This window comes from Novosphingobium sp. (genome assembly GCF_040398825.1).
Lineage (GTDB): Bacteria > Pseudomonadota > Alphaproteobacteria > Sphingomonadales > Sphingomonadaceae > Novosphingobium.
In genome coordinates this window covers 40,688-49,805 of sequence record NZ_JBBATI010000033.1, presented here as the reverse complement: position 1 = coordinate 49,805, position 9,118 = coordinate 40,688, and the positions used below count along the sequence as shown (strand labels likewise).

Here is a 9,118-nt window from a genome sequence, read left to right as displayed (position 1 = left end):
CCCCGTACAACCGTCCACCATCTTGCCGGTCTGTACAGTCAAGCCCAGGGCGACGAAATTCTTATGTTAGCGCCTATGGGGGATGGCCCTTGCCCACAAGAGGCCCGCCAAAAACGAAAAAAGCGCCCTCTCCGGCCGGAGAGGGCGCTCGTGTTTGGGTGACCTTACGCCTCGTCGGTCTTCGGTTCCGGCGTGGCGCTGTCAGCTTTGCCTTTGCGGGCCTTTTTCTTGACCAGTTTGGGCGCGGCGGGGGTCAGTTCGAACGACAGCGCGTCGTCTTTCAGGTTGACGTGGACTTCGCCGCCGTTGGCCAGTTTGCCGAACAGCAGTTCTTCGGCCAGCGGCTTTTTCACCTTGTCCTGAATGACGCGCGCCATCGGGCGGGCGCCATACAGTTTGTCATAGCCCTGTTTGGCCAGCCAGGCGCGCGCATCCGTATCGAACTGGATGTGGACGTTCTGGTCGGCCAGTTGCAGTTCCAGTTGCAGGATGAACTTGTCGACCACGCGGCTGACCACTTCGGGCGGCAGGTAGCCAAAGGGGACGATGGCATCGAGGCGGTTGCGGAATTCGGGGGTGAACATCCGTTTGACCGCTTCGTCGCCGGCGTCGGCCTTTGACACGTCGCCGAATCCGATGCCCTGGCGGGTCATGTCGGATGCGCCGGCGTTGGTGGTCATGACCAGCACGACATTACGGAAATCGACCGTTTTGCCGTGGTGATCGGTCAGGCGGCCGTTGTCCATCACCTGCAACAGGATGTTGAACAGGTCGGGATGCGCCTTTTCGATTTCATCGAGCAGCAGCACGCAATGCGGTTGCTGATCGATGGCATCGGTCAGCAGGCCGCCCTGGTCAAACCCGACATAGCCCGGGGGCGCACCGATCAGCCGGCTGATCGAATGGCGTTCCATATATTCGGACATGTCAAAGCGTTGCAGCGGGATGCCCATGATCTGGGCCAGGCTGCGCGCGACTTCGGTCTTGCCCACGCCGGTCGGGCCGGAAAACAGGAATGAACCGATCGGCTTGTCGGGATCGCGCAGGCCGGCGCGGCTGAGCTTCATCGCGCTGGCCAGCACTTCGATCGCCTTGTCCTGCCCGAACACCAGCCGTTTCAGATCGCGGTCGAGGTGTTGCAACACCTGCTTGTCATCGGAACTGACCGATTTGGGCGGGATGCGCGCCATCGTCGCGATCACCTGTTCGATCTCGCGCGCGGTGATGGTTTTCTTGCGCTTTGATGGCGGCACCAGCATCTGCATCGCGCCGACTTCGTCGATCACGTCGATCGCCTTGTCGGGCAATTTGCGGTCGTTGATATAGCGCGCGGACAGTTCGACCGCGCTCTTGATCGCCTCTGGCGTGTATTTGACCTTGTGGTGTTCCTCAAACGCGGTGCGCAGGCCTTTGAGGATCTTGATGGTATCCTCAACGCTGGGCTCATTCACATCGATTTTCTGGAACCGGCGCAGCAGGGCGCGGTCCTTTTCGAAATGGTTGCGGAATTCCTTGTAGGTGGTCGATCCGATGCAACGGATAGTGCCGCCCGACAGCGCGGGTTTCAGCAGGTTGGATGCATCCATCGCCCCGCCACTGGTGGCGCCGGCGCCAATCACGGTGTGGATTTCATCGATGAACAGGATCGCATGCGGCATCTTTTCCAGCTCGCTGACCACCTGTTTCAGCCGCTCTTCAAAATCGCCGCGATAGCGCGTGCCGGCCAGCAGACTACCCATGTCGAGCGAATAGATCACCGCCGGCAGCAGCACTTCGGGAACATCGCCTTCGACGATCTTGCGCGCCAGACCTTCGGCGATGGCGGTTTTGCCCACGCCCGGGTCACCCACGTACAGCGGATTGTTCTTTGACCGGCGGCACAGGATCTGGATCGTGCGATCGACCTCTGGCCCGCGACCGATCAGCGGATCGACTTTGCCCAGCAGTGCCTTTTCATTGAGGTTGACGCAGAACTGGTCGAGCGCGCTGTCCTTTTTGTTGGGCTTGGCCTCGGCCTTTTCCTCCTGCTTGGGGGATTCTTCCTCGGCGCCCTTGGGCGTGCGGCCGTCGGACTGGCGCCCGCCCTTGCCGATGCCGTGGCTGATATAGCTGACGGCGTCGAGCCGGCTCATATCCTGCTGCTGCAGGAAATAGACCGCATAGGAATCGCGTTCGGAAAACAGCGCGACCAGCACGTTGGCGCCGGTCACGGTGTCCTTGCCCGATGATTGCACATGCAGGATGGCGCGCTGGATCACGCGCTGGAACCCGGCGGTTGGCTGCGGGTCCGCCTTTTCCTGCGTTTTCAGCGATTGATATTCCTGGTCGAGGTACTGGCGCACGACATCGCCCAGATCACCCAGGTCCACGCCACAGGCCTGCATCACCTGCGAAGCATCCGGATCATCGATCAACGCCAGCAACAGATGTTCCAGCGTGGCATATTCGTGGCTGCGCTCCGAAGCATTGGCGAGCGCAGCGTGAAGCGTCTTTTCAAGGCTCTGGGCAAAACTGGGCATGGGCGCGCTCTTCAGACGGGCAGACCGGCCGCAAGGGCCGGGTGCCGGGGGGAAATCCCGCAAGGGGACGGATGCACAGTCTGGTTTAGGGGCCGGCGATTAACCATGGCTAAACCACGTGGTGCGGGGGATGTGCATGAACCGGATGCGACCAGACAAGGCGGCATTCGGGCAAGGAGGCGTTCGGGCAGGCAAGGGAAACTGCAAAACATGTTGTAGAACGCGATATGGTGATGCCGCCCGGTCATGAAAAGGGCGGGCGCGATCATGCCTGCGATTCCGCGGGCGGGGCACTGGCCGGGCGGCCGAACAGCGCATCGGCGGCCGCCCGGTGCGCGGTCGCGCGATCGCGGTGGCTGGCGGTGCGCGCAATCTCTGCCTCCAGCAGGCAAATGCGCTGACCCAGTTCATCGACCGAAAGATGGTCGAGCACCTCCGTCGCCAGTCGGCTGGCCAGATCCCCGGTGGGGCGCGGGCGGTCATCAATATCCATTGCAGTGTGCAGTGTGGCGCGTTCGTTCTTGCTGTCAACCGGTCCTGTGGCTAGGACGCCGCAAAGGATTCCCGACCGGGGGGGAAACCACGCATGTCATCGAATTTCAGCCCAGTACCTGACGCAATCTCCGGGCGCGTGCCGGACACCATGACGGCAATCGCGATTGCGACGCCGGGCGGGCCTGATGTGCTGCGCCCGATCACCATGGATGTGCCGGCACCGGGACCGGGCCAGGTGCTGATTCGCGTGGCGCACGCCGGGGTCAACCGGCCCGATGTGGTGCAGCGGCAGGGCTTTTATCCACCGCCGCCCGGCGCATCACCAATCCCGGGGCTGGAGGTGGCTGGCCATATCGTGGCGTGCGGTGATGATGTGGGGGACGCGATGCGTGGCGCAGCGGTCACCGCGCTGGTGAACGGCGGCGGCTATGCCGAATATTGCCTGGCGCAGGCCGATCATTGCCTGCCGGTGCCCGACGGATTGTCGCTGGCACAGGCGGCGGCCATGCCCGAAACGCTGTTTACGGTGTGGCACAACGTGTTTGAACGCGCCTATGCCTGCGATGGCGAAGTGATCCTGATCCATGGCGGCACCAGCGGCATCGGCACCATGGCGGTGGCGCTGGCGCGGCTGTTCGGCCTGACCAGCATCGTCACCTGTGGCAGCGCGGACAAATGCGCGCGCGCGCTGGAACTGGGCGCGGATCACGCGATTGATTACAAGACGGCCGATTTTGTCGCTGAAGTGGCCCGGATCACCGGCGGGCGCGGGGTGGAAGTGGTGCTCGATATGGTGGCGGGCGATTATGTGCCGCGCAATCTGAAATGCCTTGGCGTTGATGGACGGCATGTGACGATCGCGGTGCAGGGTGGCCTGCGCGCCGAAATCAACATGGCCGAAGTGATGATGCGCCGGCTCACGCTGACCGGATCGACGCTGCGTGCGCGCACCAACACGTTCAAGGCGCTGCTGGCGCACGAAATTCACGAAACCGTCTGGCCGCTGGTGGCCGATGGCCAGTTGCGCCCGGTGATGGATGTCAGCTTTCCCCTGCACGACGCCGCCGCCGCGCACACCCGGATGGAACAGGGCAGCCACGTCGGCAAGATTGTGCTGGATATCGGCTGATCGGCGGGAAAGGCCGGTTTGGGCTTGCCGTTTGGCGATGGCTGGCCTACATCGCGCCATGCGTGGCCGTCCGGTAAGGGCGGCCTTTGTTATATCCGCCTTATAGATGAAGAGGTTTTCGTGAGCCAGCAGCCCACGTATCCGTTGATGCCGCACGCGACCGCGTCGTGGCTGGTCGACAACACCGCGCTGACTTTCGAGCAGATTTCGGAATTCTGTGGCCTGCACATTCTTGAAGTGCAGGCGATGGCCGACGATCTGGCCGGGGCCAAGTATACCGGGCGCGATCCGGTCCATTCGGGCGAGCTGAGCCAGCCGGAAATCGACCGCGGCCAGGCCAACCCGGAATACCGCCTGAAAATGCAAAAGGCGCCGCTGGCGATCAGCCGCACCAAGGGCCCGCGTTATACCCCCGTGTCAAAGCGGCAGGACAAGCCCGACGGCATCGCCTGGATCCTGCGCCACCATTCGGAAATTTCGGATGCGCAGATTGGCAAGCTGATCGGCACCACGCGCAACACCATCGCCGCGATTCGCGATCGCAGCCACTGGAACATTTCCAACATCAATCCAAAGGACCCGGTAACGCTGGGGCTGTGTTCACAGCGTGAACTGGATGCGCTGGTGGCCAAGGCGGCCAAGCGTACCGGCGCCGAAATGGTCGAAGACGCCGAAGCGAGCAACACCCGCCTGGGCAGCGACCGCGACGCCCTGATCGAAGAACTGCGCGCCGAACGCGACGCGCTGACCCGCATCAACAGCGCCGCCGTGCAAGAGGCCGAAGCCGCCGCCTGGCTCGCCCAGCGCCGCGCCGAGGGCACATCGGACAGCTGATTGGCGTTTGCCTTGCCTAACAAAAAAGGGGCGATCCGGGATGCCGGATCGCCCCTTTTTTTGGTTGGATCGGCCGTGCCCGGTTTAGCCCAGTAGCGCCAGCCCCGGGCTGCCCGCCCCATCGCGGCGGGCAAAGTGGCCCTCCACATGCGCGCCCTGTTCGATGGTCAACGCGTCATAGCGGACATCGCCGCGCACGGTGGCGGTGCGCAGGATGATCACCTGCGCAGCCTCGACCGGGCCCACGACCGTGCCGGCCAGCCGGGCAACCTGCGCGCTGATCGATCCGGTGATCGTGCTGCCTTCGCCCTGGACCAGGGATTTGCACACCACATCGCCCTCGATCGTGCCATCGATGTGCAGATCGGCCTCTGCCGTCAGGCTGCCGCGCAGCACCAGATCGGCGCCCAGCACCGAAAAGCTGGGCTCGTTGCCGCGGCTAGCCATGGGTGGCGGGGCCGATGTTGGCGGGGACTTCCTGGAAAACATGCGGCAACGCGGCCTCTAGAAACGGGCGGGGATTGACCGGTCGGTCATTGACCCGCACTTCGAAATGCAGATGCGGCCCGGTTGACCGCCCCGTGCTGCCGATCGCACCGATCGGCGTGCCGGGTGTCACCGCCTGGCCCATGTGCGCGATGATCCGCGACATATGCGCATAGCGGGTGACCAGGCCCTGACCGTGGCTGATTTCCACGCAATTGCCATAGCCCTGCCGCTGTCCGGCAAAGCTGACCGTGCCGGCAGCGGCGGCGAAGATCGGCGCACCCTTTGGTCCCTTGAAATCCAGCCCCGGGTGGAATGCGGCACCGCCCTCGATCGGGTCGCTGCGCACGCCAAAGCTGGACGAGATATAGTCAAAACTGGCGGGCATGGTGTTGGGGATATGCGCGAGGCCGGTGTTCAGCGCGCTCATCCGGCCCAGGCTGGCGGCCAGCCGCACAAAGCGCGGATCGAGCGGGCCACTGGCGCCGCTGGTCAGCCGGATCAGCGGGCCACCCTGCGCCCGCGCATCGTCGGCCATCACGGTTTGCGGGTTCAGCCCGACTTTGCGAAATGCGCCGCTGGCGGCCTGCGCGCGATCATCGGCAAACCGGGTCAATCGTTCGGTAAACGCGATTTGGCGCGCCTCTATCCGCGCCAACCCGGCGGCCTGCGGCATGGCCGCTGAAATCTTGCGCACGGTGCGCGCGGTTTCACCGGTGCTGTCGCTGACGGTGCCCTTGGGCAGCGTTGCCGGCATCGGGCCGATCACGCCCTGCACCGCCTTTTCCAGAAAATCCTGCCGCCGTTTCAGATCGCCGGCCACGGCATCCAGATTGGCGTGATAGCGCGCGACCCGGTCCTGGGCAGTGGCGACGGCCGCCTCGCGGTCCAGCAGCGACTGGCGATTGGCGCCGGCCACGATCTGGCCGACCAAGGCCCACCCCAGCACTCCGACCCACAGCACCACCAATGCGGCGCAACCGGCGGCAATGCTGGCCTGCAGGCGGGTGGAAATGCGCAGGAAGCGGACATGGCCTTCGCTGCGCATGAAAAATTCGCGGCTCGGAAACCAGCGAACCAGGCTGGCAGCGATGCGATCGCGCAGCGACGCCGGGATCAGTGCGGTCAGCACGCGCGCACCATTCGCCTGCGCGACCGTCCACCACGGCGCACGCGCGCGCCGATCGGGCCGACCCGTGCTGATCGGTCTGGTGCTATCAATGCGACCTGGCAAACTGGCGACCCCTAATCCCGCTTTTGGCGAGCCCCGCTGTCCGGTTTGGTTATCCGGTTTGATTGTTGTGCCTGGCGCCGGCTTTCAACCAGCTAATCCGTCACGGCACAGACCCGCATCGCGCTTAGGCGCGGCGTGGCCGGGGGGCACTAGCAGCACGGGGTGGAATCGACAGGGCGTTCTGTGTGAACGGCAAACGGTTTCCACGGTAACCCTGTTGACCAACCATGCCCCCGGTGCGGCGCGCGGGGCACCGGCAATCTGGCCGCGACTCGGGGGCGGGGGCAAAGGCGGGGGCGCGGCGCGGGGGCAGTCTGGTGACAGTGTGGCGGCCGCGTGATATGGCCCGCGCCATGACCACGACGCTTGCCATCCCGGCCAATCCTGCGGCCGAAACCGCGCCTGAAACCGCGACCGAACTGGTCCACCGCCTGGCGCGTGATGCGCGCGCGGCGCAGGCCGTGCTGGCGCGAATGTCGGCGGCGGATAAACAGCACGCGCTGATACTGGCGGCCACTGCGCTGCGTGGTGCAGGTCCAACCGTGCTGGCCGCCAATGCCGTCGATATCGCGGCGGGGCAGGCCGCCGGTTTGTCGCCGGCCATGCTTGACCGGCTGCGGCTTGATCCCGCGCGGATTGCGGGAATCGCGGCGGCGGTGGCCGATGTGGCAGCCCTGCCCGATCCGACCGGCCTGGTCATCGACCGCAGCGTGCGGCCCAATGGCATGGTGCTGGAACGCGTGCGCATCGCGATCGGGGTGATCGGCATCATTTATGAAAGCCGCCCCAACGTGACCGCCGATGCAGCGGCATTGTGCGTGCGCGCGGGCAATGCCGTGCTGTTGCGCGGCGGCAGCGAAGCGGTCCATTCCAACCGGGCGATCCATGCCGCGCTGGTGGCCGGGCTGGTCGCCGGCGGTGTGCCCGCAGCGGCAGTGCAATTGCTGCCGACGCAGGACCGCGATGCGGTCGGCGCGATGCTGGGCGCGGCGGGATTGATCGACATGATCGTTCCGCGCGGCGGCAAAAACCTGGTGGCGCGGGTGCAGGCCGACGCGCGCGTGCCGGTGCTGGCGCATCTGGATGGCAACAACCACACTTATGTCGACCGTTCGGCCCGGCCCGACATGGCCCGCGCGATCGTCCACAATGCCAAGATGCGCCGCACCGGCATTTGCGGCGCGATGGAAACGCTGTTGATCGACGCGTGCTATCCCGATCCGCACGGGCTGGTCGAAGGCCTGCTGGATGACGGTTGCGAAGTGCGCGGCGATCCGCGCGCGCAGGCGATCGACCCGCGCATCCGCCCCGCCACCGATGCCGACTGGGATACCGAATATCTGGATGCCATCGTCAGCGTGCGGGTGGTCGACGGGATCGATGCCGCGCTGGCGCATATTGCCGCGCACGGGTCGGCGCATACCGATGCGATCGTGGCCGACGATGCCGCGGTGGCCGAACGGTTTCTGCACGAAGTCGACAGCGCGATCGTGATGCACAACGCATCCAGCCAGTTTGCCGATGGCGGCGAATTCGGGCTGGGCGCGGAAATCGGCATTGCCACCGGGCGGTTGCACGCACGCGGTCCGGTCGCGGTCGAAGGCCTGACCACCTACAAATGGCTGGTGCGCGGCACTGGCCAGACGCGTCCCTGACCAGGGGAATCCGGTTCTGGAACCGCATCCTGTGCTGAAAGCGGGTGGCAAGACGATCGGGCTGCTGGGGGGCAGTTTCAACCCGGCGCATGGCGCGCACCGCCGCATCAGCCGCCATGCGCTGGCCGCGCTGGGGCTGAACGAAGTGTGGTGGCTGGTGTCACCGGGAAATGTGCTGAAACCGGCGGCAGGCATGGCCGCGCTGGCCGCACGCTATGCCTCGGCCACCCGTGCCGCGCGGGGATTGCCGATCCGGGTCACCACGATCGAACTGGAACTGGGCACGCGCTATACCGCCGATACGCTGGCGCGGTTGCAGCGGCGCTATCCGCGGTTTCGCTTTGTCTGGCTGATGGGGGCGGACAATCTGGCGCAGTTTCACCGCTGGCGCGACTGGCGCACGATCGCGCGGTTGATGCCGATTGCGGTTATCGCCCGTCCGGGGTATAGCGTTTCGGCCATGACGAGCCCCGCCATGGCCTGGCTGTACCGCTGGCGTCGGCGGACCGGACAGAAAACCCTTGGCGCAAAGCGGAGCGCCCCGGCGCTGATCCATCTGCGATTCGATCCTGATCCGATGTCGGCCACGGCCATCCGCGCCGCCGACCCGGAATGGTTTCGCCGCACACCCACCCGCCCCATGCGCGATATGCTGACCCACCGCCCCGTGCTTTATGAGATGGGGCGCGACGGGACGGTTCCTGCCGCAGCGCGCACCCGGCCCCGCAATCCTGGTGGCCGGTCCTGATCCCGCCGGGTCGCCATG

Annotated in this window: 8 protein-coding genes; 4 read left to right on the top strand and 4 right to left on the bottom strand. The window is 65.3% G+C overall.

The genetic code is table 11. From position 1 onward, the window contains the following. Nucleotides 1-164: 164 nt before the first annotated feature. Nucleotides 165-2,519, bottom strand: coding sequence for an ATP-dependent Clp protease ATP-binding subunit ClpA (gene clpA / locus ABWP89_RS14865; RefSeq protein ID WP_353230244.1), 2,355 nt, complete (start codon nucleotides 2,517-2,519; stop codon nucleotides 165-167). Nucleotides 2,520-2,784: 265 nt separating this feature from the next. Then, nucleotides 2,785-3,012, bottom strand: a complete 228-nt coding sequence (locus tag ABWP89_RS14860; protein ID WP_353230243.1) for a DUF1192 family protein — start codon at nucleotides 3,010-3,012, stop codon at nucleotides 2,785-2,787. Nucleotides 3,013-3,162: 150 nt separating this feature from the next. Between ABWP89_RS14860 and ABWP89_RS14855 the strand changes: the two genes are divergently transcribed. Further along, nucleotides 3,163-4,143 carry an NAD(P)H-quinone oxidoreductase gene (locus ABWP89_RS14855; RefSeq protein WP_353230242.1) on the top strand — a complete coding sequence of 327 codons (981 nt, stop codon included), beginning with the start codon at nucleotides 3,163-3,165 and terminating at the stop codon, nucleotides 4,141-4,143. A gap of 120 nt (nucleotides 4,144-4,263) precedes the next feature. After that, the gene (locus tag ABWP89_RS14850) at nucleotides 4,264-4,977 is read left to right on the top strand and encodes a DUF1013 domain-containing protein (RefSeq protein ID WP_353230241.1); all 714 of its coding nucleotides are present in this window, start codon (nucleotides 4,264-4,266) and stop codon (nucleotides 4,975-4,977) included. 84 nt (nucleotides 4,978-5,061) lie between these two features. Here the strand turns inward: ABWP89_RS14850 and ABWP89_RS14845 are convergent, their stop codons facing one another. Further along, nucleotides 5,062-5,424, bottom strand: a complete 363-nt coding sequence (locus ABWP89_RS14845; protein ID WP_353230239.1) for a bactofilin family protein — start codon at nucleotides 5,422-5,424, stop codon at nucleotides 5,062-5,064. Next, nucleotides 5,417-6,580: a peptidoglycan DD-metalloendopeptidase family protein gene (locus tag ABWP89_RS14840; RefSeq protein ID WP_353230253.1), complete on the bottom strand. Its 1,164-nt coding sequence runs from the start codon at nucleotides 6,578-6,580 to the stop codon at nucleotides 5,417-5,419. Before ABWP89_RS14840 ends, ABWP89_RS14845 begins: the two co-directional genes overlap by 8 nt. A 470-nt stretch (nucleotides 6,581-7,050) precedes the next feature. Between ABWP89_RS14840 and ABWP89_RS14835 the strand changes: the two genes are divergently transcribed. Next, nucleotides 7,051-8,352: a glutamate-5-semialdehyde dehydrogenase gene (locus tag ABWP89_RS14835; protein WP_353230238.1), complete on the top strand. Its 1,302-nt coding sequence runs from the start codon at nucleotides 7,051-7,053 to the stop codon at nucleotides 8,350-8,352. Nucleotides 8,353-8,386: 34 nt separating this feature from the next. After that, entirely contained in the window at nucleotides 8,387-9,100 is a 714-nt protein-coding gene (locus ABWP89_RS14830; protein ID WP_353230252.1) for a nicotinate-nucleotide adenylyltransferase, read from the top strand. Nucleotides 9,101-9,118: the final 18 nt, after the last annotated feature.

What these genes read in the sequence shown, in the direction of transcription:
- ABWP89_RS14835 (WP_353230238.1), top strand. Translation starts at nt 7,051, where the DNA reads ATGACCACGACGCTTGCCATCCCGGCCAATCCTGCGGCCGAAACCGCG.
- clpA (WP_353230244.1), bottom strand. Translation starts at nt 2,519, where the DNA reads ATGCCCAGTTTTGCCCAGAGCCTTGAAAAGACGCTTCACGCTGCGCTC.
- ABWP89_RS14855 (WP_353230242.1), top strand. Translation starts at nt 3,163, where the DNA reads ATGACGGCAATCGCGATTGCGACGCCGGGCGGGCCTGATGTGCTGCGC.
- ABWP89_RS14845 (WP_353230239.1), bottom strand. Translation starts at nt 5,424, where the DNA reads ATGGCTAGCCGCGGCAACGAGCCCAGCTTTTCGGTGCTGGGCGCCGAT.
- ABWP89_RS14860 (WP_353230243.1), bottom strand. Translation starts at nt 3,012, where the DNA reads ATGGATATTGATGACCGCCCGCGCCCCACCGGGGATCTGGCCAGCCGA.